Below are 21186 nucleotides of genomic sequence, written 5' to 3' on the forward strand. Positions count from 1 at the left end.
TGTGAGCTATCCATTCAGCCTGCTGCCATGGCGGGCAAACCGCCCGCGCAGTGCGCCGCTGCCGCCGTGCCCTGGGGAGGAGCGCGATGCCGGCGGCGGCGCCTTTGATCGATCAGGCTCCGGCGCGGTCACCTGGGTTGGGTCATGCCCGTCGGGCACTGCGGCCTCGAGGGCTGTTTTGCGTTCCACCCCCTCCGGGATCCGCTGGACGTTCAGCGTGTAGCCGATGGCCGCGCAGAGCGCCTCGCAATCGAGAAAGTGGTTGTTTCGCGAGCGTTTCACCCAGATGGGCTTACCCTCAACCACGACCCGCGCCTCCGAGGTCAGCTGCTTGCAGTAATCCTCCGACACCGCCTCATGCACATGAAACGCCCCCGGTTGATCAGCCGGCGTGCGAATGCGCGACATCACCAGCGATTTGAAGAAGTCGGTCGAGAGCGTCACCAAATCGATGGAATAGAGCGCCTTCTTACCATCGGGCTTCACCTCGATTTTTGACACGCGGTATGGCGGGCTCTGGATGTCTTTCCCCTTCGTCGGGGCGCAAAGCCAGCTGTAGCGACGGCAAAACTCGTAGACCTTGTGCTCATTTCCAAGCTCAGGCTTGTCCGGCCGGAACCCGGAGTCCACAAACACCTTCTCGATTTGCATCCCGCCCACCGGCGTCAGCATCAGATCCGCCAGCGCCGACCAGACATCGTCATCTTCCGTGGGCCCGTAAAGCTGGCCATTGTCGATCAGCCAGGACGTGCCCCGCGCGCCAAACGCCCGGATCACATAGACCAGGCTGAACTTCTGTACGTCCACACCCATGACGAGGCGCAACCCGCCCGCGGGGACATCCCCCGGCCGGTAGGGCTGGCGGCGTTCCATGATTTCTTGCCAGTCCGGCACATCGCCCGAGGCCGTCATGGCGTAGCATTCGCCAAAACCCGCATTCATCGCCGTCTGGATGCGGTCGTGATCGCCCGACTGCAGCGCCGTCAGATAGGTTTCCGCGCGCTGACCCCAAGTGACGAAGGGCGAGCAGAGCCCCGATGTCCACATCGACAGCGTCGAGTTGTCGGCGGGGGCGCCGGTGACATATGGGGCGTCATCCTTGAATTCGACCCGCTGACCAGGGGCCACCATCGTGCCGCGGGCGTTCATCCAAGCCTTATCGGCCTCAGAATGCTGGCCGCCACAGCGCGGGCATTCGAGCGTGGCAGCCTGTTTGGCCTGCGCAGGTGTCGCGCGGTCGGGCCAGCGCAGCTGCTTGAACCGCGGAATGAAGAATTCCGCACAATGCCGGCACGGCCAAGTCCAATGGTGCCGCGTCCCCTCCTGCCAAAGTTTCCAGATCGGGCTTTCGAGATCCTCCGGCGCTGAGCGCGCCCAGAACTCGAGGCCACTCGTGTCATCCGGTTCGATTTCCACGAGGCCCCGCGCCGGTGTGCTGGTGATAGCCGTCACAAAATCAGCATAGGTTTCGCCACGGGCCTCGACGAGGCCCAACACATCACCTTGGCCTTTCACATTGGCCATCATCTCATCGTATTCATCGATCAGCGCGAGGGCTGCGGGATCGGATTTCAGGGCCGTGGAGGAGCCCGCATGGGCAAGGCGCAGCCGCACACCTGCCACGTGCTTCAGCGTTTTCTTCATCCGGCGGCCGCGCACCACCTTGTTTGCCAGCGTGTCGGCCTCGTCCAATAGCGCCATCAGCCGCGGCTCGAACTGGTCGGTCAGAAACTCCTTTGTCGGGCCCACGTACAATATTGGTGCCGGTCGCTGATCCAGCCGGGCCCCGATAATGTCCAGCATGCTGTCGGTCTTGCCCGACTGTGCCGAAGTCACCGCCACCACCCGGCGATAGCCACCGCGATGCACGGCCGCAGACCATGGGATCATGTAAGGCGTCAGCCCCGGATCACGGGGGCCGGGAATGCCAGCGGTTTCCGGGTATATTCTGTGTGCGGCCGCCCAAGGCGCCGGGTCACGTTTCTCGCTCGGCCTCCAGATCGCCGCTGCCAGCGACCAGAGCTGCGCCTGCCTTGTCGGCCGCCCCTGCAATACGTTCAAGCGCGCCATCGATCACCTCTTCGAGCGCGCGCCGCGCCTCCATATCGCGCGTGTACCGCGCGGCAAGCCCGGCAAGCTCCGCGCGCACCAGCGCCGCCATCTCACCCACGACGGCCTTTGCATCCTCCATCGGGATCAGTTCCCGGCTGCGTTCCTGGATCCTGAGTTCAATCTCGCGCGTGCGCGCTTCCGTGGCCCGGCTGGCCACTGCGGCCTTGTTGTTCTTGGAGAGTTGGTCTTCGTAATAGGCCAGCGCCCCACGGATCACACCGACCAGCGTGTATTCCCCGCGCGTCGGGCGATCCATGTAGCCGGATTTGACAAGGCCCTGGACCCAGCGATCCGAGCGACCCAGCAAAGCTGCTGCTTGGGATACCGTAATAGTTTGGCCGCGCGTACGAGGTTCAGACATCAAGCTGCCTCCTGTTCAATACGGGAGGACAGTCGGTCTTCCCGTTATTATCGGCGGAACCGGCGGATCAGACCGGGCGCTGCCGCATAACTTGCAAAGAACAGCACCCCAAAGACCACGACGGCCAGAAACGCATTCTGATTTTGGTTCCACAGCAGCACACCCGCAATCGGCGGTGCGATGACAAAGGGCAACAACACCAGCGTGGTGAGTGGGTTAGCAATTTGGCGGCGGTTTCGGCCGAGGATACAGATTTCCAGAGCGCGCATCACCATTTGGTGGACATGCAACCGATCTGGTGCGGAGACGTCAGCATTCCTGCGGGAACGCCGATAGATCGCCAGCAATGTATCGGCCACGGGCCAATACATCGTTAGCAAAATGGCCCAAGGCGAGACATCGGGCGAATTGAGCAGAACAGAAATCCCAAACCAACTCAGCACAAATCCGATCGTGTAGGCGCCAGCATCGCCGAGGAAGATCAGGCCGAAGGGATAATTGACGAGGAAAAATCCGAATATCCCTGCGGCAATCATCATCGCGAGGTGGACCATCGTGGTGTAACCTGCCAGCTCCGCGATATGGCTCAGGGCAATAGCTGCAGCGATAGCCGTCATTGATGCGAGGCCGTTCACCCCATCTATCAGGTTGAAGCCGTTTGCGATACCTGCCGTCACCAGAAGGGTAAGCGGAACGCCGATCGCCCAGTGCGCTACCAGCAGGTCCAGTCCCGGGATGCCGGCGCGTGGAAGCCAAACACCCAAGAGCCAGATCGCCAGCAAACTCGCGCCCATCGCAGCCAACATCCGCCTGCGTGGTGACATGGGGAAACCAAGGTCCTCTGCCAGCCCCACAACAAAAAGGAGCGACGTGGCAAGAACGAAATTGGCATAGGGTCCAGAGATTGAAACTGGCGCAAAGATCACGCTCAGGCCAAGTGCACCAAAGATCCCAATACCTCCAACACGTGGGGTGAGCCGCGTGTGCATGGATTGCACCGCACGCAAGTCATAGGTGCGCCCGCTGAGCCGCGGGAACCGAGAGCGCAAAAGGACAATCAATACGCAAAGGCCAAACGCAAGCGCAGCCAAAACGAACTCGTGCCACTCGAAATACAACATGGCTTGGTGAACCAAGGGCGGCCCCGATCAATGACAGCAGAAGGGTTTCAGATTGATTGTAGGCCCATTAGCCCAATCAGCCCAATATTTCCAACGCGCCAGATCGAAGAAGTTCCTCTACCCCCCCCCCGTTACATTTTTGCAACACTTCGATTATGTATCTGCCCATGGTACCTTATCAGAACTGCCAACGATTGAAGAGCCGACGCAGAGCATAGCCACGGATCAGCGACACGGCAGTAAAAATCAGCCCAAGACCGAGGTTCTCGACCACACCGACGCGCAATCCAAAGACCGGAAACACGGCGAACTGCGTGGCCACCGCCAACGCGTAGCCCACCACCGTGTTGGTCACGGCCTCGATCAGCGACCCGCGTTTTGATTGCGCCATGCGCCCCTCTAAAGCCATGTAATTGCTACGATTATAGTGGATATACTCAGGCGTAAGAGCGAAGATTCCTTAACGCAAACGACGCATCCAAGGACCTCGCCCATGACCATCGCCGAACGCTACAACGCCGCCGCCAGAAAACTCCTGCCGCATATGGCAGCCGACCTGGCGGTCGATCCGGCCATCACCGACGCCAACCACATCGACGAGATTGTCTTTCGTCGCAGCGAGTACCTCGGCGGCATGGCCGTCGCCATCCTCGCTATGATCGACCAGCAGAACTGAGGGGTCCACCGATGAGCACGCGCGCACAGATCGCCATTGAGATCGGACCCGAGAAATGGGCACACACATACGTGCATTTTGACGGCTACCCCGCCCACATGCTGCCCGCGCTGGCGCCTTGGACGCCCGAGGACATCCTTGCCGGCCGGGAAATCCGACAGGTTCGGGCAAACGAATTGGACTGTTTTGATCCGCCCCGCGCGCCCCGCATCCTGCCGCGCCCGACATGCGAGCTCTCGCATCTCTACATCTGGCAAGATAGCGGCTGGGTCGATTTTACGGACCGCGCCGAATGATCCAATAGCAATAATAGAACACTGATTTTGCTACACTTTCCGGCGCAGCGGAGCGACTCTGACCTCACAGAACGACACGCAACTCAGCCCACGGAGCCCGCAATGACCAACCCCGCCGTCCTTCCCAGCCGCAACACAGATTACGGGTTCTTCGGAACCCTGACCACCTGCCCGGAGCGCGACAGGCGGACGAGCGAGGTCTGGATCCTCGCAAGCCGCCTAATCGCCCAAGCCGTCAACGCCACCTCCGAGGAGGAGATGATCGGTATCCGCGATTTCCTTGATAGCCGTTCGGGGCGGCATTTTGCGGACGAGGTGGTTGGCGCGCTGCAGTGCGGTGCGCCAGATTGCGAAGCCGCCATCGCTGCCGCCATCGCCGCCGCCATCACCAAATGGCAGGACTGGCGCATCACCCGCGCGACAGAGCGCAACGAGGGGATCCCCGCAGGGCTGCCTTACCTCACGGGCTGGGTTCAGCATTTTGCGGTCACCGCCACCATGGACGAGCAGCACTGAACCTGAGCCAGACCCGATCTGCCCGCCCGCGTGGCGGGCTTTCGGCAGTAGAAGGCGTCGCATGCTGCCGCGCCCAACTGCCGGAGAAGACCATGGCCAAGGCCGCAAAGACCACGCACCCCAAAACACCCGAAGATCAAGACGCCCCGGCCCCCAAGGCCCCTCGTGTCACCAAGCAGCAGATCATGATCGACATGTTGTCGCGGCCCGAAGGCGCCACCATCGAGGAACTGGCCGAGGCCACACAATGGTTGGGTCACACCGTACGAGGCGCCATGTCTGGTGCGCTGAAGAAAAAGCTCGGTCTGACCATCACGTCAGAAAAAGAGGATCAGCGTGGGCGGGTCTATCGATTATCTTGATCGACGCCGCTTCGCTCACACAGGTTATTTCGACCTCGAACGCGATAGCGTCAAACCGTCGCCCGTAAGTGCGGCATCCTCTGCGAGCCATGCCGCGGTCATTGGGTCATCCTTGTCGTTCAATCCACCGGACCTGCGAAGCCGAAGCCCCAGGTGGCGCGCAACAACGGCCCCCAAGATGGCGCCAATCCCGTCCGCCAAAAGGTCAGCCCACTCGGCCTGCCTGCCAAAGACGGGTTGGATCGCTTCAATTGCACCGCCGTAAGCTATGACGCCCAGCACAACCCAGAGTGCCAGCCGCGGCCGCACGAGCGGCAGCGGGAACGCGAGACAGGCAAATGCCAAAATATGGTACAGCTTGTCAGACCCTGCAGGACCGCCAGAAGGCATCGGCGCCAGGGTGAGCACAGCGATGATCACCGCCAGAACGATTGTCACCGCGCTGCCGATCGCCATCCGTCTCAGTTTCTTCTGCCTTTGCGCCACAAATCGCTCCTCTGGGTGAACGCCCATCAGCGCGGTATTTGCATGGAGTGTCAATGGCGTAGCCTCTTCAGGCCCCAGTTTCGGCGTCAACCGGCACTGGCTCGCCGGAGTTCAGATCATCAAAACTCTGGCCGCTGCTTTCCAGCACCGCGGTTTCACCGGTGAACTCCTGCCAGCGGCGGACGATCACATCGACGTATTTCGGGTCGAGCTCGATCAAGGACGCGTGGCGCCCGGCCTTTTCCGCCGCGATCAGTGTCGTGCCGCTGCCCCCGAAGGGATCGAACACCAGATCACCCTTGCGACTTGAATTCCGGATTGCCCTTTCGACCAAAGACACCGGCTTCATCGTGGGATGCAGGTCATTCTTGTGGGGCCGCTCGATGTTCCAGACATCGCCCTGATCACGATCGCCACACCAGTGGCGCTTCACGCCTTCAGGCCAGCCGTAGAGGATCGGCTCGTACTGCCGCTGGTAATCAGCGCGGCCCAGCGTGAACCTGTCCTTCGCCCAGATGATGAAGGTCGACCAATGGCCGCCGGCGGATTTGAACGCCGCCTGTAGCGTCTGCAACTCGCTGGACGACATGCAGATGTAGACCGCGCCGTCGGTATGCGCGTTGATCAGCACGCAGGCATCGTAGAGGAACTGCCCAAAACCATCGCCCAAGGCGTCGTTCTTGATCCGCCGCCCCTTTCCGGCCTTTTCGGCGCCGACGCCGCCGGCGTAGTCCACATTGTAGGGCGGATCGCAAAAGCACAGATCGGCTTTCACATCACCCAGCACCTTCTGCACGTCGGTAGAAACCGTGCTGTCGCCACAAAGCAGCCGGTGCTTGCCCATGACCCAGACATCGCCGGGGCGTGTGACCGGGGCCTCGGGCACCTCCGGCACATCGTCGGGGTCCGTCAGGCCGCCCGTGGTGTCGATCAGCGCGTCGGGCAGGATTTCCGCAAGGTCCTCTGCGCTAAAGCCAATCAGCGACATGTCCTCGATGCCGAAATCTTCCCGCAGCTCCCCGATCTCGATGCGCAGCATCTCGGGGTCCCACTCGGCAATTTCCGCCAGGCGGTTGTCGGCGAGTGTGTAAAGCCGCCGGTCCTCCTCGGACCAGCCACGGGCAACCATCACCGGCACCTCGGCCAGCCCCAGCTGCGCGGCGGCCATCAACCGGCCGTGGCCTGCGATGATCGTCCCGTCCTCGGCCACCAGCATCGGGATCGTGAAGCCAAACCGCTCCATCGACGCCGCGATCTGCTCGATCTGCTCTGGCGGGTGTTGCCGCGCGTTTTTGGCGTAGGGGACCAAGTCGGCCACCTGCCACATCTCGACCTGCGCCGCAGGCCAGGCCTGCGGGGTGATTTTGGATTGGGCTGTCATCAGATACCTGTCGGGCACGGGTCCAAGCCTCGCTGAACCGAAACGAACCGCAGGGGGTCATTTCGTTTCGCAGGAAGCGAAACACCCTTGTTTTATTGGGGTTTGGCGCGGTTTCAGTTGGCGAAACATGCGCGAAACGAAGTGGATTTCAGGAGGGTGCATTTCGCCAATTCGGGACCTAAGCCCCTGATTTCATTGAGGTGGGCCCTCTTTGAAACGAAGCGAAATGGGTTTTTGAAACGAGAAAAAACGCTCAAATATCGGGAGGCGGCGGCCCCGCATCGGACTTTCTCTAGGAAGGGACCCAAGGGGTCCCCTGCCTGTCTCTCCCGTGGCCCGTCAGCACGCTGATTTGGCCCTTGCAAGTGTTTTATCGCGGCCAAGACTCGCAGTCCAACAAATAAATGTCCCGCTGTTTTCTTTTCTTGTTGCCATTGGAAAGACTCACCTTTTTTGTCCCGCTTGGCCGTCACACGTCCAAAAGCTGCTCAATTTGACGCGTGGCCTCGGCCAGCACATCGGGTTGCGCAGCCTCGAACGCATCACGTGTCGCGTCCTGCACCATCTCCTTCGGGATGGCCGGCCCGAACATTTTCCGTATCGGCAGCCGGGCACTCCCCTCGCGCACGAAGGCGTTGCCCGCCAGCGACCCGACGAGGAAGGCACTGTCAAACCTCTGCCAGCGGCCCCAGGGCTTGGCGCGCACGCCGTAGGCAAACTGCCGTGGGCTGAAATGCGACAGGCCCAGATAGTCGCCGCGGGCCTCGATCGTGTAGGTCAGGTTAGAGAACGTCGATCGGATCGAGCGTGTCTCACGATTGATGAGCGCGGCCTTCGCACCTGTTTGTTGCCGCAGGGCACGGCGCACCTGGGTGCGGACCTTGTTGCCCTCGCTGTTCAGCGCACGATTGAAGGCGCGGGTTGCCGCCTGTTCACCCAGTCGGGCCACGGCGGCTTCGAAGTGAATGCGGGTCTGATCGAGATCGCGGATGATGACATTCACGGACCCTGCCTCCCACGCGCACGACACCGAGTATATCGTTTTTATAGCCCTGGAAAATTTATCTGTCTCGCCTTCCGATGTCCCGCTGAAAAGTGTCCCGCTGTAGCGAAAGGGGTTGACAGACTTCAAGACAACCCGATTGCGCTGGCCAAGGCTTTCCGGTAATATTGCCGGAAATAGGAGCGATCATGAGCACAAGTCAGTCCAACACGACCCAATGGCGTAAGCGCCAAGCGGCACTTGGCTTCGTTCGGGTCGAGGTCCAAGTGCGCAAAGAAGATGCCAGCTTGGTGCGAGAGATTGCCAACGCACTTGGCGATCCAGCGCGCCACGACGCAACCCGCGCAATCTTGCGCCAAAAGATCACACGTTCGCCTTCCAAAAGCTTCAAGGCGCTTCTTGCATCTGCGCCCTTGGAGGGTATCGAGCTTGATCGTCCAAGCGATTTCGGTCGTGAGATTGATTTGTGAGTTACCTGATCGACACCAACGTCATCTCCGAGCTGCGCAAAGGCGACCGATGCGACCCGGCGGTTGCCGCCTGGTGGGCAAAGGTGGACGAGGATGAACTCTGGACCAGCGCGCTCGTTCTCGGCGAAATTCGGAGGGGCATCGAACTTGCAAGGCGCCGCGACCCGCAAAAAGCAAAAGCTTTGGAAGCGTGGTTGGAAGAAGTTATCTCCGGATTTGGCGACCGCGTTCTGCATGTAGATGCGCAAGTTGCCGATGAATGGGGACGGATGAATGCTATTCGACCGCTGCCTGTCATCGATGCTCTACTTGCCGCCACCGCGAGAGCCAATGGTCTCATCTTTGTCACCCGCAACGGAGCGGATGTTCAGGGCGTTGGCGTCGACATCCTGAATCCTTTCGAAGACTGAGGAAGCACGACGCCATCACCACGCTATGTCGGCGTCTCGCTGCGGGCGCCAATAGCGAACTTCAGCCCGCCAAGCCAAGCCGCAAAGGTTTCCTCGGACATCAAGCCAGAGGCCAAGTCTTCCATCGCCCTGACGCCGTCGAGAGGATCCGGACGCAAGCCAAAGCCATTCAGGCGCAGAAACGTGGCAGAAGTCACAAAGGCCGTCCGCTTGTTGCCGTCGACAAAGGCATGCGCCTTCGCGATCCCAAATGAATATGCCGCAGCAATTTCCTCAAGGCTCGGCTCGCCATAGGCCGCCTTGTTGCGGGGACGCTCCATCGCGGCCTCGAGAAGCTGGATGTCGCGCATGCCTGACGCACCGCCGTGGCGCGCGATTTGGCGATCATGGATGATCAGAACCGCCTGCAACGGCACCCACACCGGCTCGCTCACGCAAGCGCCTGCAGCATGTCACGGTTTTCGTCCATGACGATTTGCGCTGCAGCGAGAGCTGCGGCCAACTCAGGGTTCTGAAGCGTGATCTTCAGGCTGCCATCGTCGCCACGCACCAAGTAGACCGTGTCCCCTTCGCGGGCATCAAGGGCCGCCAGCATCTCAGCCGACAGCGTAACCACGGCTGAGTTGCCGACTTTGCGGATGCGGGTTTCGAACATGGCAGACCTCCTCGTGAATACATCGGTATATACAGAATTTGGGCCATAGATGCAAGGTCAGGCGCCGCACCAGCCCAGCACGGCGCCCAGCATCAAACCGTCTGCTCAATGACGTACTCCATCGACCGCTTGCGCGGCACGGTCCGGCCGTTGAGCTTCCAGACGATCACGGCCAGCCCATACTCGTGCCGTCGGTTGGCGGCAGAACGGCTGATGCCGTGGTGCCAGCTGATTTTCTTCCAGGCGTCGCGGTTGGCCCGCGCCCAGAGGATTTCGCCGATGTCCTTGTCCACCCACCGCAGCCAGAGCATCGCCTCATCGGCCTGCGTGATCATCCGTGGCGATGGCAGCGGTTTTTTCATCCGTGGCTCCTGCTCGACTTGGTCGGCGAAGGTTGAGACGTATTCCGGCCAAGCGCTGACGTAACCCTGTGGGCGGACCGGCGGCATGGACCGCATGACGTCTGCCGCAAGGTCCAGCCGGTCGGCCACCATTGCCCGTGTCCATTCATCGGCCATGACGCACCTCCCTTAGGGCTGGCAGCTTGCCATAAAGTTTCTCGCCCAGCTGGCGAACCAGTTCGCGTTCCGGCCAGGTGAGCCGATGATCGTCGAGCGAGACCGCAAGCATGTGCTGCTCATGCCAGCCATCGCGCTTGACTTGATCAGGGTCACGGCGATTGCCGCCATAACCCTTGGGAGTGAAGCGCATACCCATCAGGCCAGCCCTCCCTGCGTTTCGATTGCCCACAGCAAAATGGCGATGGCATCCGCCTCATTGTCATCGGTGGGGCTAAAGCCGCGCTTGTGGGCGGCGTCGATCATGGCCTGCTTGTTCGCATTGCCGTGACCGGTGGCGTGGCGCTTGATGGTACCAACCGGCACGCCCTGGTATGGCACACCCCGCAGCTCCGCCCAGGTCTCCAGCGTGGCCATGAGGCCCCCATAAACGTGGGCTGCGTCCGTGCCTGCGTGCCGGCGCACTTCTTCAAAGTAGATTGCTTCGACCGGACCGGACAGGCGATCGATCTCAGAAAGCCAGTTGGTGAAACGCAGGTAGCGCATACCGCCACCATCGTAGCGGCCTGGCTTGAAGCTGACGGTTCCACTGGTGATCAGCCCATCAAAGCCACGGATAGCCCAGCCGGTTGTGGTGCCGAGATCAAGGGCAAGGATCGTGCGCGCGGGTTCTGCCGACATCGGCATTTTCGGGGTTGCGCCGACATCGGCGCTGGCGAGAGTCAGGTCAGCCATGGGTGGTCTCCTTTTCTGGTGGACTGCTCGGGGTGGTAGACGACGGCGGTCATGTGCTTGGCGGTGCGGGCCGCCGTCGTCGGATTGAATTGGAATGCTGGTGGCCTCATGGGTCGAGATCCTTCAGCCAATCGGGGGGTGGGGGCCTTGGGGGGCCTTCATTTTGAAGTCCCCACCTAGGCCCCCATCCGTAAGCCTCTGTTTTTTCATCGCTTTGGGGGGCTTGGGGGCCTTGGGGGCCTTTTTCCGGGTCATCCCGGTCGTGCGCGTGCGCGCGCATGCGCGTGTGCGAAGGGGTCGAAATAGGCCCCCAAGCCCCCCAAGGCCCCCATTTGTTATTGTTTTCAGCATGTTGCCTGTGGGGGCCTTCCTTTTCGAGGCCCCCACCTGAGGGCAAAGGCCCCCCAACCTCAGGTTGATTAGCTGCATTTGACGGCGACTCAACATCACAGAGCTCGAGTTGCCACCGTATCGTTTTGTGCAAGACGCCAGCTTTCCGGACCCGAACGGCGCGTGTTTCGAGCCGGAACACCCGATCCCGCATGCGCGAAATCGACATGCCGAAAGCCGTTTTCTGAGCGTGATGGTTATTGCCGCTCATGGGCGGTGTCGGGTCACAGGCTATTGCAACATCGAACAAGTCCGCAGACCCGACCGGTGCCGTCCCAAACCGATCCCACCAGGCGGCGATGAAGGCGCTCCAGCCCGCGCCCTCGCTATCGGAGGCAGCCATCATGTCCTCGAGGTTGGTCAGAAACCCCGGGATGCCGGCCGTCTCCAGCACGCCCCCGATCACCTGCGCCCAGTTTTCATAGGAGCCGATGGTCTTGGTGCCACGCGGCTTACCTGCGGCAATCCAGGCCTGGCAGAGCGTCAGGCAGGCCGCCACGATGCGCGCACGGTTGGCACGGATCCAGACCATGAGGTCAGGATGGCGGAAGCCTGCACGCTGCCAGGGGCGCTCGACGTTTGCATCGAGCCGGATGCGCACAAGGCGGCGGGCCATCTCGTTCGAAAACTCGGGGTTGTTGCCCGTGGCGATCCACAGACAGCGGATCGGCAGCCGGGTCATCTCGGACTGCCCAAGAACGCGATCCTCCCAAAAGGGTGCAGTGAGCGCCGCGGCAACGGCCGAGCTATCGAGTTTGGCCCGCAGGTTATCGATCAGGATGATGGAGGGGATCTGGCGCAGCTTTGCGGTGACGCGCTTACGCCATTCCTCGTCGTCTCGTCCCTCGGTCATGACGCTGGCCCCGGTGCCGGTCAGGATCGTGGCCACGGCGTCAACCATCAGCGTGGCCCCAGTGCCAGGCGTGGGCTTTTCGATCAGATGCAGCGGCGTGGGCCCGTCGACCATGCCGCGCAGGAAGCCAAGCAGCAGCAGCGCCACCACGTGGGCGCGCTCCGCCTCCCCGGTGAAGGGGAAGTCGCCGAAGAGGTCGTCGCAGATCAGCTCGCGGGCCGCAGTAATCTCCGCCTCTGTGGGGCGCTTCGGGATATCTGGCACGGTGAAGCCCGGTGCCGGGACGTAGAGCAGCCGCGCATCAGGATGATAGCCAGGCGCCGTGATCAGCGTGCCGCTGCGTCCGAAGACAGGCGTATTCACGATGCCCGTCAGCACCGGCAGCGCGGGATCGGGCGTGGCAAGCACCGATTTCACTGTTGCCACCGGCGGCGGCGCGGGCAGCAAATCTCCCTTGGCGTTTTCGCGTACCCACCGGGCCAGTCGCGCCAGCATGTGGCGCAGACGCTCTTCATTCAGGATCGTAGCGACAGGACGGCCTTCGTCATCGGGTACCACCCAGGTGGGTTGGCCTGCGAAGCGGAACACCCAGGGTGTTCGGTTCGAGGCCATGACCACGCTCCAGACCTGCGCCACGGCACGGCCAAGATCGCCCTCATCAGCGCGCAGGACGGGGATATCATTGCCGCTGCCTTGGTAATTCAGCGGCCGGTGCTGGCCAATTTGCAGCAGGGCGTCGGCATCGACCTCCTGTTCAGTGGCCGAGATCAACTGTGCAATGGATGATGCTCCCGCCCGCAACAACATATCGTTGAAGTCCTCGCCCTCCTCAGGCGGGATTGCGATGGCGACATCGCGGCCCTGAGCGCGTAGGCGGCGAGCACTCGCCTCAGCCGCGCGCAACCCGGCGCCCGATGCATCATGATCGGCGAGGATCAGCACGCGCTGAGCCGCCGGCGGCAATTCCACCTGTTCAAGCCCTGAGGTGGAGAGCGTGGCCCAGACCGGCAGGTCTTGGCAGGCCGTCATCACCGCAAGGCCCGTTTCGATGCCTTCGCAGAGTGCGAGGCGACCATCTTTACCGATCGATGCCAACCGAACGGCGCCGCCTGCAATGCGGCCCAGCATCATCTTGGGCTTGGCAATCGGGGCTTTGCGCACCTCGTTCCCTTCCGTAACGAGGTAGGTGCGATGGAGGCCGATGACCTCGCCGCTGCGATCCCGCACTTGGCCCAGCAAGGCAGCATAGCCCGTCTTGGTTTCCCAATGGGTCAGATCACCATGGAACAGGAGGTCGCTGTCCGTCGGCAACTCCAAACCACGCCCTTGCAGGTACTGCGCGCCAGGCGTTTCCCTGATGGGCATCGCGCGCGACAGAATGTGGGCAATGTCCTGTGCAACATCACGTTTCGGCGCCGGTTTGGATACGGGTGCCTGACGAGAGGGGGCCCCTGGCAAAACGCCCGCTGTATCGGCGGCCTCAACGATCAGATCACGCCCAGTCAGACCTGTCCCTTCTTCGATCGTGCTGATCGGCCCGCCACCTGCATTCCCATCAAAATCGATCCAGTCGCCGGCATGCGGACCGCGCAGGGCGATGACACAGGAGCCGGTGTTGCGCGGGGCCTCGCCGCGAATATTCGCCAGCCGCCATTCATCACCGACACGTTTGCCGTTCGGAAACAAAGGCGGCACCCAAGTCTCAGCGGTTTCGCGCAGACGCTGGACAATAAGGTCAAGATCGTAGCGTTGCGTTTCGCCATGGTTTGGGACGACGTCGTTAAGGTCGATGACCACTGCGCTCATTTAGGCCTCCTACGCCAAGAGAAGAAGGCCGTGCTCAGCCCGAGTTATTGCGGTGTAGAGCCAGCGTTTTCTGTCATCGGGGGTGCGACCAAAGCCGTCGTCAAAAACGACGACATTGGACCATTGTGACCCTTGCGCTTTGTGGCAGGTGATCGCGTAACCCCAGCTGGATTGGATCAGCCGACGACATGCAATTGCTTCGCGGCGTTGCCGATCCGGATCGAAGCGAACGTGATCATCAAATTCACCGCGCCAAAACTCCTGAACGCCAGGGACAAACAGGCCATCATCCGTTTGAACATTTGCTTGGAAAGCCCGGTCAGTGTGCGGATGCCCCTGCACATCAGACAGGGTTAGGAACATGCCATTGATCAACCCGAGATCGTGACGATTGCGCAGGCAGATGATCTTTTCGCCAGCTCCGCTCGGGTAGTCAGCGGTGAAACCAGCTGCCGTCTTCATGGCGGAGTTCAAGTGACGCCGCGTTGCGTGCGTTCCACAAATGACCTGTTCGCCCTGCAACATCTGGGCAGGACAAACCGCATGACGCGACATCTTCCAGACCTGGTCGTCGAAAGCTCCGAAGGGAATTTCCTGGCCGTGGCGGGCCATGGTCGCGAGCCGCAAGATCGGACTATCCGCTGCCTGCCGATGGATTTCAGTCAGCATGACGTCTGGTACAGCTTGTGTAAAAAACCCAGTTCCTCGAACGGGTGCGAGTTGGCCTGGGTCACCGAGCACCAGGATGGGTTTACCAAAGGACAGAAGATCATGTGCCATGTCTTCGCCGACCATCGACACTTCATCGAGGACGAGGAGATCAGCGTCACGGAGCGCCGATTGTGAGTTCAACACAAACCGCAGTTCATGGATATGATCGAGCCGCTGTTTCAGCTGCGCAATCTGCGCCTGCGCAAACCCACGCTCACCAACACCCATTCTGGGTAGGTCGCGTTCCAGAGCAGCCAACTCTTCCGTTGTGCGAGCAATCTCTTCGGGCGTGGCCTCCGATAAGCGATAAATCAGGCTGTGAATCGTTTGTGCGGGCGTTCCCTTTTGCGTCATGACGTGCACGGCTTTGCCGGTAAAGGCGGCAAAAAGAACACCACCGAGACCGCCCGGCGTCATAGGCTGGAGCCCAAGCGCGTCAATTGCCATCGATGTAATCGTGGTTTTGCCAGTCCCTGCATAGCCGAACGTCCGAAAAACCTGCTGTTTATGCGTGCGATGCAGAAACCAATCGCGAATGCCCCGGATCGCTTTTGCTTGCGCCTCAGAAACGGTGATGCTCATGGACGTTCCTCCGACCAGCAACGCGCACTGAAGGGGCAGAAACGGCAGAGGTAGAAATCGGCGTGCGCAGCAATGCGGGACAGCAATTCGCCCGCATCTGCCGCACGCAACACGTCCACGGCCTTGTCCGACAGCGCCTGCGCCTCGGCGGCGTCAAGCGGCACATACTCGTGGTAAAGCTCGCAAGTATCCTTGTTCAGCGCGGTGAACAGCGCGACATCGAGGCCCATATAGGCCATGTAGATCTGCATCTGCGCGAAATAGACCGGTTTCGAGACCCGCACGCCTTTCTTGGCCGTGTCGTTCCAGCTCGAGGCTTTGAGCGCCTTGTGCTCCCAGAGCGCGGGCCAGGAAATTTCAACGTTGGGGCCACCAACGATGACCCCGTCGACATGACCACGGATGCGCCCGCCCGCGGTCTCGAAGCCAAATTGGCCACCGCCGCGCTTTTCTGTGCGTAGATCAAAGCCGGCCGCTCTCAGCCAGCGGATGGCCAAATCCTCGAAAACGTGGCCGGCCTCGAATATACGCAAAGTCTGCCCAGCAAATTCCTTGCCAGGATCAACCGGTATTTTGGTGAATTCATAAACCAGTCGCCGCGCACAAGGCTCACCGATGCGGCTGGCACCAAGATAGTCGCGGGGACGTTGGGTATCGCGTTCGGCCACAAGAGCGCTGTCGATATGGGCATTGATCCTTGCCCCAAGCGGCATTGGATCAGTACTGCCGCGCCCGTAAACGAAGCCAGAGTGGTGGTTTAGGTCGAGCATTCTCAATTCCTCAAAACGGTATTTCGCCGGCATCAGACTGGCGCTGCATCGCCCCCTGAAACCCGTCCACGCAGGCCTCGATCAGCCGATCGATGTCCTCAGCCGAACGGTCGAAGAAGGCATTCATCAGCCCCATCTCCGTCAGCGCCTCGGCCAGATCGCGCCGCGCCTCGCGGATCGCGCGGATTTCCATGTCGGTCTTGTCAATCATTCCAAAATTCCTCCGGGCGATGGCGCTGCCCACGGTGAGGCAGGCCATCGAACAAAATCGGTGATGGGGATTGCGGTCCCATTGCAGCTGATGGCAGTAGCCGAAGCCCCGGGCTTCCCTCCCGCAAAGAGCGCAGGGCATGCGGCGAGCCAGACTTGCGCGGCTTACCCCATGAGCAGCAGGTCGAGTGCTGCGCGTTCCTCTGGATCGGGTCCTCGTGTCCTGCGTTCCGAGGCCAGCACGATGAAGCGGCTGATCGCGTTTGACGCCATGCATTCGAGATCCTTTCGCGAGAGGCTGGCGATGGGGCGGTCGAGCCGCCCCCGCGCTTCCAACCAATGCCCCATGGCAAGGGCCGCCTCGGTGGTGACATGCGCCTGCCAGTCATCCGGGCTCACGGGTTCAACCAGGCAGGGCCACCAGCGGGTTTGGCTGCTTCAGCAGGTGCCGCCGACTGACCGCTGAGTTGAGATGACCCGGTGGACCATGCAGGGGTCGAAGCGCTGCTGGCAGGCTGCGATTGTCCCCAAGCTGGCGCTGCAGATGCTGGCGCCGCAGCTGCAGGGCGCGGACGGTTTGACGGCTGTGCCGTAACCTGTTCCCCTGCCATGACCTTTTGCCATTCCGGTGCGGTGGGCAGGACCACATGGTCGAGCTTGTTGGCGTCCTTGTAGGCCGGGTTCCGGTTGGGCTCGACCTGGATCTTGGCCACGAAGGTGATGCCATCGAGATCAGCGAGGCCGCGCAGCACGCGTTTGGCCTTGGCCGCCTCGCTCATATCCTCCGGGTTCAGCCCAAGGGCGCTGTCGATCATCGCCCGAAATTGGCTTTTCGAGATTTTCCAGCCGACAGACTGACCCTGCTCGTCGAGCTTGCCGCCCTGCACGGTGAAATTCTGCCAGAACTTCCGCCGAGCAAATGGCCCTTCGGCCACCGTGAACTCCGCATCCACCATCCGCACATCGCTTCCGGGCTGGTTCGAGGGTTTGAGGAGGCCACGATCCACCTCGCTAATTCCGTCCACGCCACCTTTACGGATGGACATGGTCACCTTGGCGAAGGTGCCGTCAGGGATCAGGTCGCCGGATTGCTGCGGCGCCACATCGTTCATGTCAAAGGTCATCGGATTATCCTTTCAGGGGTTGATTGATTTTGGAGAGAAGCGCGCCCAGGTCAGGCGGCTCGGTCATGTCGAGGCGGCCAGAACGGTCCTTGGCCGGCAGGCCCCAGGGATTGCCGGAACGGCAGACAAGGCGGCGCTCCTGGCCCTTGTCCGGATCATGGCGCCATGTGACACCTCCGTCGGGCGCTTCTTCCCGGCTGAACAGGCTCAGCGTCATCACCTGATCGACGATGCCGGGCAGCTCGCGCGCGGCCTTGCCGCCTTCCATTTGTGGCTGCCAGATGGTGCGGTTCATCTCATCGGTCAGCCGTTCGAGGATGCCGACGAAAATCACTGTTTTACCTGGTGCATGCTGCAGGTGCTTCAGGAGCCCTATGACTTCACGGGCCAAAAGGCCGTAGGCGCCCCGTGTATCCGGCTTGCCCGTGCGGTCCGACAGCGCCTCCGGCCGGGTCTTGGCCCAGGCCATCGCCTGACGGGTCAGATCTGTGATGCTGTCTACAAAGACGATGCTTTTTGCATCCAGACGCGCTGCAAGTTCGGGGTGCTGCCCGCGCAGATGCGCATAATGGGCCTCGGAAAAGTGCTCATCGGGCTGCGCTGCAGGGTTTGCTCCGCCAATCAGGCAGGCAATGTCGACGGCATCGGCAAAGCGACGGATTGGCAAGCTGTCGCCGCGCCAATCCTGAACCGATTTCAGCCCAGCTTCGAGATCGATGCAGACAGTTTGCGCAGCCGGCAGCGTCTTTACCAACGTTGTCTTGCCGTGGCCGCTTGGACCAAACAGCGCCACGGTGGTCTTGCCCTGCGCCTCGGCGAGGCGCTCATCGGCGGATAGGATGCGAAGGCTCATGCTGCGTCTCCTCTCGCAAGAGTGACCTTAAGCGCGCCCACCTTCACCGTGCGCGCAGGCTCAAAGCCCTTGCGCCAGGCCTCCGGCAGCGCGCCATATTTGCGCTCCGAGACAGTCAGCTTGGTGTCGATAAACTCGGCCGGGTCCTCGCCGCTGTTAGCGATGTTTCGAGCGATCTGTGCCAGCTTTTCCTGGTCCCAGTCGACGCGCTTCGGCAGATCGGCCACCACGGTGTAGTCCCCGTCGACCAGACGCACCGTGCCCGTATCCTTGCCGCAGGCGCGGCGGGCCTCGGCAGCACGGGTGGCGTAGCGCACCTCAAGGGCGGCGCTGAACCGGGCGGTCGCGGCCTTCAGTTGTTTGCTCGCGTGATCAAGCTCGCCTTGAAGAGCGGCCAGCAACTCCACCGGCATCTGAGCCAGATCGCCAGTCGACATGTTGAGCATGTCGTCCACGCTCGGGGTGTTTTCGGGATAAGTCATTGGGGCTCCTTTTCGGGGGATGGTTCAGGCAGCTGCCGCCAGCTGCTTCACTGAAGCGGATGGAACGGTGCCCTTGTGCGGGCGGGCGATGGCGAGATAAGCGAACCGGTCCGGGCCAAGGCGTTCCTGAACAAGGTGTATGCGGCCGAGCTCAGAAAGCCGGTACGCTGCGTTTGCCGTGGCGCGCAGATCCTCGAGCGCGGGTTTGCCGAGCGTCGAGACATCGGGCGTCGTGTCGACCACGAGAAATCCTCGGTGATAGACAAGGCGCGCGCCGGGCTCGGCAACATCAACCCACGCCATCAACGTGATTTCCGAAACTATGGGTGCACTGGTTGAGAGATGCGCGATCATGCGGCGCACTCGACAACAGTCAGGGTCGGCGCTGGTCCAGCGGTCTCGATATGCTTGGCCTCAAAGGCCTGGATATCAATTTGGCGATAGCGCACATGCCGACCAATCCGAACGAATTGCGGGCCACGACCTTCGGCGCGCCAACGTTCCAAGGTGCGCGGCGCAATATTCCAGCGCCGGGACAAGAGCTTCGTGCTCAATAGGGTGTGATCTTGTTCCATGGCGGTCCTCATCGAGTTGATGAGGGCAACTTGCCAAACCCTTGGGTTGGAGGTCGTGGCACGAATGGTCGGTGGAAGAAATTAATTTTTGTTGGAAAATCAATGCCCGATAAATTTTCGGTCGGAGCTCCAACCCAACACCAACCAATCACCGACAAAGCTCCGACCGAACACCGACCGAAGGGGGCTACACAATGAGCGACAAAATCGAATCACGATGAGCGCTGGACACAAAAAAGCCCGCGTGAAGCGGGCCTGTTCAGCGTGAGGTTCGGCATCAGGGGCCCACGCGCATCGTCACCACCAAGGCGGGTTCGAGCATGTAATACCCCCGGCGCTTTGCGACGGGATGCACGATGTCGCGCCACCCCTTCCGGCTGGAAAACAAATAGCTGAGTTTCAATGAGGTCGACCCTGCCGCCGCCAAGATCTGAGCGCCGCGCTGCTCCGGGTCACCCGTGATGGCGCAGATGAACAAATAGTTCAAAGCTCGCGCCTGCATGTCTGTAAAAAGGTAGTGCTGTCCATTCAGGTCAAACGACAAAAACCGATCATAATCATTGGCATGGGGGGCGTCTGCGGCCATGATCGTCGCTTCAAAATGCTCGCGCTCTGCGGCGCGCACAAGAAGCGCATCACGGTAGACCACCCAATCTGTGCTGCCCTCCGAGGATGTCACCATGCCGCCGTTTTGTACAAAGGACGGCACAGAACAGGCCTGCTTTCGCAACACGCGCATGGCGTCACGTCGCTCTAGATCCACAACGCCCTCGAAATCAGGATTGCACCGGCCAGGCCGATCCTTCCGATCGGCGACCACAAAGGAGCCATAGACGCGGACCGACAGGGTCAGCTGGCCCATCTCCACAACGTAGCCCAGCTCCGACTCGGAGATGCCCCAGTCCGCCAGAACCTCCTGTAGGGTGAAATAGTCTCGTGGAATCAACACTGGCAGCACCCCCTTCTTGTTCATGCATTGTTCTTATCTATTTGACTGTCCATTTTCAACAGAATAGATATCCAACTTAGTCCACAACTGACTGGGGATAACCATGATCGTCACGAACATCGCACAGCGACTGAAGGCTCGCGCGTTTCAGCTCGACATGACGCCTGCAGCGGTGGCCGAGGCCTCAGGCCTGAACCGTTCCTTCATCTACGACATCATCCGCGGCAAGTCCGTGCGGCCGAGCCGTGCCAAGCTGCAGAAGGTTGCAGAGGTCTTGAAGGTCGATGTTGACTGGCTGATCGACGGTGATGGAACGATAGAGGGTGAAGCCCCCAAAATCTATTCTCCAGACACGACCTTCGTCGGCATTTCTGGCGTCAAGGCGAAGGCCTCAGCGGGTGGCGGCACAATCGTGCATGGCGAGGATGAACAGGCCAGCAAGCTCTATCATTTCCGGCTGTCCTGGATTGAAGATGAGTTAGAGGCCAACCCGAAAAATCTTAGGATCCTCCGTGTCACTGGGGACAGCATGGTGCCCACACTGAATGATGGCGATACGATCCTGGTCGATATGGGGCGCAAGTCGCCCTATCCGCCAGGGCTTTTCGTATTGCACGATGGCATGGGGCTGATGGCCAAGCGGATTGAGCACATTCCGTCCAGCGAACCGCCGCGCATTCGCGTCACCTCCGACAACCCCAACTACTCGCCCTATGAATGCCTTCTCGATGAGGTCAACATTGTTGGCCGGATTCGCTGGTACGGTCGTCGGGTTTAAG

30 protein-coding genes are annotated in these 21186 nt (G+C 61.0%); 7 read left to right on the plus strand and 23 right to left on the minus strand.

Annotated features, from left to right (window positions below; translation table 11 throughout):
• Positions 1-6: 6 nt before the first annotated feature.
• The 4 genes from C5F46_RS11945 to C5F46_RS11960 all read right to left on the minus strand — a co-directional run bounded on the left by C5F46_RS11945 (position 7) and on the right by C5F46_RS11960 (position 3985).
• A complete protein-coding gene (locus C5F46_RS11945; protein WP_107325576.1) occupies positions 7-2070 on the minus strand; it encodes a terminase gpA endonuclease subunit in 2064 nt (687 codons plus the stop codon).
• Complete coding sequence (locus C5F46_RS11950) at positions 1976-2473, minus strand: hypothetical protein (protein WP_146160228.1); 498 nt, start codon at positions 2471-2473, stop codon at positions 1976-1978. The genes C5F46_RS11945 and C5F46_RS11950 overlap by 95 nt, the downstream gene beginning before the upstream one ends.
• A gap of 47 nt (positions 2474-2520) precedes the next feature.
• Positions 2521-3609: an MraY family glycosyltransferase gene (locus C5F46_RS11955; protein ID WP_146160229.1), complete on the minus strand. Its 1089-nt coding sequence runs from the start codon at positions 3607-3609 to the stop codon at positions 2521-2523.
• Positions 3610-3772: 163 nt separating this feature from the next.
• Positions 3773-3985, minus strand: coding sequence for a DUF7220 family protein (locus C5F46_RS11960; RefSeq protein ID WP_107325579.1), 213 nt, complete (start codon positions 3983-3985; stop codon positions 3773-3775).
• Positions 3986-4087: 102 nt separating this feature from the next.
• Between C5F46_RS11960 and C5F46_RS11965 the strand changes: the two genes are divergently transcribed.
• The 4 genes from C5F46_RS11965 to C5F46_RS16675 all read left to right on the plus strand — a co-directional run bounded on the left by C5F46_RS11965 (position 4088) and on the right by C5F46_RS16675 (position 5444).
• Positions 4088-4270, plus strand: coding sequence for a hypothetical protein (locus C5F46_RS11965; protein ID WP_107325580.1), 183 nt, complete (start codon positions 4088-4090; stop codon positions 4268-4270).
• Positions 4271-4281: 11 nt separating this feature from the next.
• Positions 4282-4566 carry a hypothetical protein gene (locus tag C5F46_RS11970; RefSeq protein WP_107325581.1) on the plus strand — a complete coding sequence of 95 codons (285 nt, stop codon included), beginning with the start codon at positions 4282-4284 and terminating at the stop codon, positions 4564-4566.
• Positions 4567-4668: 102 nt separating this feature from the next.
• Positions 4669-5082: a hypothetical protein gene (locus C5F46_RS11975; protein ID WP_107325582.1), complete on the plus strand. Its 414-nt coding sequence runs from the start codon at positions 4669-4671 to the stop codon at positions 5080-5082.
• Between the two features lie 92 nt (positions 5083-5174).
• Positions 5175-5444, plus strand: coding sequence for a DUF3489 domain-containing protein (locus C5F46_RS16675; RefSeq protein WP_107325583.1), 270 nt, complete (start codon positions 5175-5177; stop codon positions 5442-5444).
• A 24-nt stretch (positions 5445-5468) separates the two neighbouring features.
• Here C5F46_RS16675 and C5F46_RS11985 read toward each other — a convergent pair whose 3' ends face one another.
• The 3 genes from C5F46_RS11985 to C5F46_RS11995 all read right to left on the minus strand — a co-directional run bounded on the left by C5F46_RS11985 (position 5469) and on the right by C5F46_RS11995 (position 8314).
• Complete coding sequence (locus tag C5F46_RS11985; protein WP_146160230.1) at positions 5469-5984, minus strand: VanZ family protein; 516 nt, start codon at positions 5982-5984, stop codon at positions 5469-5471.
• Between the two features lie 13 nt (positions 5985-5997).
• Positions 5998-7311, minus strand: a complete 1314-nt coding sequence (locus C5F46_RS11990; RefSeq protein WP_107325585.1) for a site-specific DNA-methyltransferase — start codon at positions 7309-7311, stop codon at positions 5998-6000.
• 469 nt (positions 7312-7780) lie between these two features.
• A complete protein-coding gene (locus C5F46_RS11995) occupies positions 7781-8314 on the minus strand; it encodes a hypothetical protein (RefSeq protein WP_107325586.1) in 534 nt (177 codons plus the stop codon).
• Positions 8315-8502: 188 nt separating this feature from the next.
• Between C5F46_RS11995 and C5F46_RS12000 the strand changes: the two genes are divergently transcribed.
• The gene (locus tag C5F46_RS12000) at positions 8503-8784 is read left to right on the plus strand and encodes a hypothetical protein (protein ID WP_133618558.1); all 282 of its coding nucleotides are present in this window, start codon (positions 8503-8505) and stop codon (positions 8782-8784) included.
• Positions 8781-9194, plus strand: coding sequence for a type II toxin-antitoxin system VapC family toxin (locus C5F46_RS12005; RefSeq protein ID WP_107325588.1), 414 nt, complete (start codon positions 8781-8783; stop codon positions 9192-9194). The genes C5F46_RS12000 and C5F46_RS12005 overlap by 4 nt, the downstream gene beginning before the upstream one ends.
• 23 nt (positions 9195-9217) lie before the next feature.
• Here C5F46_RS12005 and C5F46_RS12010 read toward each other — a convergent pair whose 3' ends face one another.
• The 16 genes from C5F46_RS12010 to C5F46_RS12085 all read right to left on the minus strand — a co-directional run bounded on the left by C5F46_RS12010 (position 9218) and on the right by C5F46_RS12085 (position 20431).
• Complete coding sequence (locus tag C5F46_RS12010) at positions 9218-9628, minus strand: type II toxin-antitoxin system death-on-curing family toxin (protein WP_107325589.1); 411 nt, start codon at positions 9626-9628, stop codon at positions 9218-9220.
• Positions 9625-9849, minus strand: a complete 225-nt coding sequence (locus C5F46_RS12015) for an AbrB/MazE/SpoVT family DNA-binding domain-containing protein (RefSeq protein WP_093321644.1) — start codon at positions 9847-9849, stop codon at positions 9625-9627. The genes C5F46_RS12010 and C5F46_RS12015 overlap by 4 nt, the downstream gene beginning before the upstream one ends.
• A 92-nt stretch (positions 9850-9941) precedes the next feature.
• A complete protein-coding gene (locus tag C5F46_RS12020) occupies positions 9942-10367 on the minus strand; it encodes a DUF6362 family protein (RefSeq protein ID WP_235820162.1) in 426 nt (141 codons plus the stop codon).
• Positions 10357-10566 (minus strand): hypothetical protein, encoded by a 210-nt coding sequence (locus tag C5F46_RS12025; RefSeq protein ID WP_456238442.1) that lies wholly within the window; start codon positions 10564-10566, stop codon positions 10357-10359. Before C5F46_RS12025 ends, C5F46_RS12020 begins: the two co-directional genes overlap by 11 nt.
• Positions 10566-11102: a crossover junction endodeoxyribonuclease RuvC gene (locus C5F46_RS12030; protein WP_201161519.1), complete on the minus strand. Its 537-nt coding sequence runs from the start codon at positions 11100-11102 to the stop codon at positions 10566-10568. The genes C5F46_RS12025 and C5F46_RS12030 overlap by 1 nt, the downstream gene beginning before the upstream one ends.
• A 106-nt stretch (positions 11103-11208) precedes the next feature.
• Positions 11209-14151 carry a DUF7146 domain-containing protein gene (locus tag C5F46_RS12035; RefSeq protein ID WP_107325590.1) on the minus strand — a complete coding sequence of 981 codons (2943 nt, stop codon included), beginning with the start codon at positions 14149-14151 and terminating at the stop codon, positions 11209-11211.
• A 9-nt stretch (positions 14152-14160) separates the two neighbouring features.
• The gene (locus C5F46_RS12040) at positions 14161-15444 is read right to left on the minus strand and encodes an ATP-dependent DNA helicase (RefSeq protein ID WP_107325591.1); all 1284 of its coding nucleotides are present in this window, start codon (positions 15442-15444) and stop codon (positions 14161-14163) included.
• A complete protein-coding gene (locus tag C5F46_RS12045; protein ID WP_235820163.1) occupies positions 15441-16214 on the minus strand; it encodes a hypothetical protein in 774 nt (257 codons plus the stop codon). Before C5F46_RS12045 ends, C5F46_RS12040 begins: the two co-directional genes overlap by 4 nt.
• Before the next feature lie 10 nt (positions 16215-16224).
• A complete protein-coding gene (locus C5F46_RS12050; protein WP_233486385.1) occupies positions 16225-16425 on the minus strand; it encodes a DUF6511 domain-containing protein in 201 nt (66 codons plus the stop codon).
• 164 nt (positions 16426-16589) lie between these two features.
• On the minus strand, positions 16590-16823 hold the full coding sequence (locus C5F46_RS12055) for a hypothetical protein (RefSeq protein ID WP_107325594.1): 234 nt from the start codon (positions 16821-16823) through the stop codon (positions 16590-16592).
• Positions 16820-17548 carry a hypothetical protein gene (locus C5F46_RS12060; protein ID WP_107325595.1) on the minus strand — a complete coding sequence of 243 codons (729 nt, stop codon included), beginning with the start codon at positions 17546-17548 and terminating at the stop codon, positions 16820-16822. Before C5F46_RS12060 ends, C5F46_RS12055 begins: the two co-directional genes overlap by 4 nt.
• 4 nt (positions 17549-17552) lie before the next feature.
• On the minus strand, positions 17553-18401 hold the full coding sequence (locus C5F46_RS12065; RefSeq protein WP_107325596.1) for an ATP-binding protein: 849 nt from the start codon (positions 18399-18401) through the stop codon (positions 17553-17555).
• Entirely contained in the window at positions 18398-18883 is a 486-nt protein-coding gene (locus C5F46_RS12070; RefSeq protein ID WP_107325597.1) for a hypothetical protein, read from the minus strand. The genes C5F46_RS12065 and C5F46_RS12070 overlap by 4 nt, the downstream gene beginning before the upstream one ends.
• A gap of 24 nt (positions 18884-18907) precedes the next feature.
• On the minus strand, positions 18908-19237 hold the full coding sequence (locus C5F46_RS12075) for a hypothetical protein (protein ID WP_107325598.1): 330 nt from the start codon (positions 19235-19237) through the stop codon (positions 18908-18910).
• Positions 19234-19458 (minus strand): helix-turn-helix transcriptional regulator, encoded by a 225-nt coding sequence (locus C5F46_RS12080; RefSeq protein WP_181317750.1) that lies wholly within the window; start codon positions 19456-19458, stop codon positions 19234-19236. The genes C5F46_RS12075 and C5F46_RS12080 overlap by 4 nt, the downstream gene beginning before the upstream one ends.
• A 277-nt stretch (positions 19459-19735) precedes the next feature.
• A complete protein-coding gene (locus tag C5F46_RS12085) occupies positions 19736-20431 on the minus strand; it encodes a hypothetical protein (RefSeq protein WP_107325599.1) in 696 nt (231 codons plus the stop codon).
• 79 nt (positions 20432-20510) lie between these two features.
• Here C5F46_RS12085 and C5F46_RS12090 point away from each other — a divergent pair, with 79 nt between their 5' ends.
• Positions 20511-21185 (plus strand): XRE family transcriptional regulator, encoded by a 675-nt coding sequence (locus tag C5F46_RS12090; protein WP_107325600.1) that lies wholly within the window; start codon positions 20511-20513, stop codon positions 21183-21185.
• Position 21186: the final 1 nt, after the last annotated feature.

Source organism: Phaeovulum veldkampii DSM 11550 (assembly GCF_003034995.1).
Lineage (GTDB): Bacteria > Pseudomonadota > Alphaproteobacteria > Rhodobacterales > Rhodobacteraceae > Phaeovulum > Phaeovulum veldkampii.

What these genes read in the sequence shown, in the direction of transcription:
- C5F46_RS12080 (WP_181317750.1), bottom strand. Translation starts at nt 19,458, where the DNA reads ATGGAACAAGATCACACCCTATTGAGCACGAAGCTCTTGTCCCGGCGC.
- C5F46_RS11960 (WP_107325579.1), bottom strand. Translation starts at nt 3,985, where the DNA reads ATGGCGCAATCAAAACGCGGGTCGCTGATCGAGGCCGTGACCAACACG.
- C5F46_RS12025 (WP_456238442.1), bottom strand. Translation starts at nt 10,566, where the DNA reads ATGGGTATGCGCTTCACTCCCAAGGGTTATGGCGGCAATCGCCGTGAC.
- C5F46_RS11975 (WP_107325582.1), top strand. Translation starts at nt 4,669, where the DNA reads ATGACCAACCCCGCCGTCCTTCCCAGCCGCAACACAGATTACGGGTTC.
- C5F46_RS12085 (WP_107325599.1), bottom strand. Translation starts at nt 20,431, where the DNA reads ATGAACAAGAAGGGGGTGCTGCCAGTGTTGATTCCACGAGACTATTTC.
- C5F46_RS12030 (WP_201161519.1), bottom strand. Translation starts at nt 11,102, where the DNA reads ATGGCTGACCTGACTCTCGCCAGCGCCGATGTCGGCGCAACCCCGAAA.
- C5F46_RS12000 (WP_133618558.1), top strand. Translation starts at nt 8,503, where the DNA reads ATGAGCACAAGTCAGTCCAACACGACCCAATGGCGTAAGCGCCAAGCG.
- C5F46_RS12075 (WP_107325598.1), bottom strand. Translation starts at nt 19,237, where the DNA reads ATGATCGCGCATCTCTCAACCAGTGCACCCATAGTTTCGGAAATCACG.
- C5F46_RS11945 (WP_107325576.1), bottom strand. Translation starts at nt 2,070, where the DNA reads ATGGCGCGCTTGAACGTATTGCAGGGGCGGCCGACAAGGCAGGCGCAG.
- C5F46_RS12060 (WP_107325595.1), bottom strand. Translation starts at nt 17,548, where the DNA reads ATGACCTTTGACATGAACGATGTGGCGCCGCAGCAATCCGGCGACCTG.
- C5F46_RS12035 (WP_107325590.1), bottom strand. Translation starts at nt 14,151, where the DNA reads ATGAGCGCAGTGGTCATCGACCTTAACGACGTCGTCCCAAACCATGGC.
- C5F46_RS12050 (WP_233486385.1), bottom strand. Translation starts at nt 16,425, where the DNA reads ATGATTGACAAGACCGACATGGAAATCCGCGCGATCCGCGAGGCGCGG.
- C5F46_RS12020 (WP_235820162.1), bottom strand. Translation starts at nt 10,367, where the DNA reads ATGGCCGATGAATGGACACGGGCAATGGTGGCCGACCGGCTGGACCTT.
- C5F46_RS12045 (WP_235820163.1), bottom strand. Translation starts at nt 16,214, where the DNA reads ATGCTCGACCTAAACCACCACTCTGGCTTCGTTTACGGGCGCGGCAGT.
- C5F46_RS12090 (WP_107325600.1), top strand. Translation starts at nt 20,511, where the DNA reads ATGATCGTCACGAACATCGCACAGCGACTGAAGGCTCGCGCGTTTCAG.
- C5F46_RS12070 (WP_107325597.1), bottom strand. Translation starts at nt 18,883, where the DNA reads ATGACTTATCCCGAAAACACCCCGAGCGTGGACGACATGCTCAACATG.
- C5F46_RS11990 (WP_107325585.1), bottom strand. Translation starts at nt 7,311, where the DNA reads ATGACAGCCCAATCCAAAATCACCCCGCAGGCCTGGCCTGCGGCGCAG.
- C5F46_RS12065 (WP_107325596.1), bottom strand. Translation starts at nt 18,401, where the DNA reads ATGAGCCTTCGCATCCTATCCGCCGATGAGCGCCTCGCCGAGGCGCAG.
- C5F46_RS11970 (WP_107325581.1), top strand. Translation starts at nt 4,282, where the DNA reads ATGAGCACGCGCGCACAGATCGCCATTGAGATCGGACCCGAGAAATGG.
- C5F46_RS12015 (WP_093321644.1), bottom strand. Translation starts at nt 9,849, where the DNA reads ATGTTCGAAACCCGCATCCGCAAAGTCGGCAACTCAGCCGTGGTTACG.
- C5F46_RS16675 (WP_107325583.1), top strand. Translation starts at nt 5,175, where the DNA reads ATGGCCAAGGCCGCAAAGACCACGCACCCCAAAACACCCGAAGATCAA.
- C5F46_RS11950 (WP_146160228.1), bottom strand. Translation starts at nt 2,473, where the DNA reads ATGTCTGAACCTCGTACGCGCGGCCAAACTATTACGGTATCCCAAGCA.
- C5F46_RS11965 (WP_107325580.1), top strand. Translation starts at nt 4,088, where the DNA reads ATGACCATCGCCGAACGCTACAACGCCGCCGCCAGAAAACTCCTGCCG.
- C5F46_RS12040 (WP_107325591.1), bottom strand. Translation starts at nt 15,444, where the DNA reads ATGAGCATCACCGTTTCTGAGGCGCAAGCAAAAGCGATCCGGGGCATT.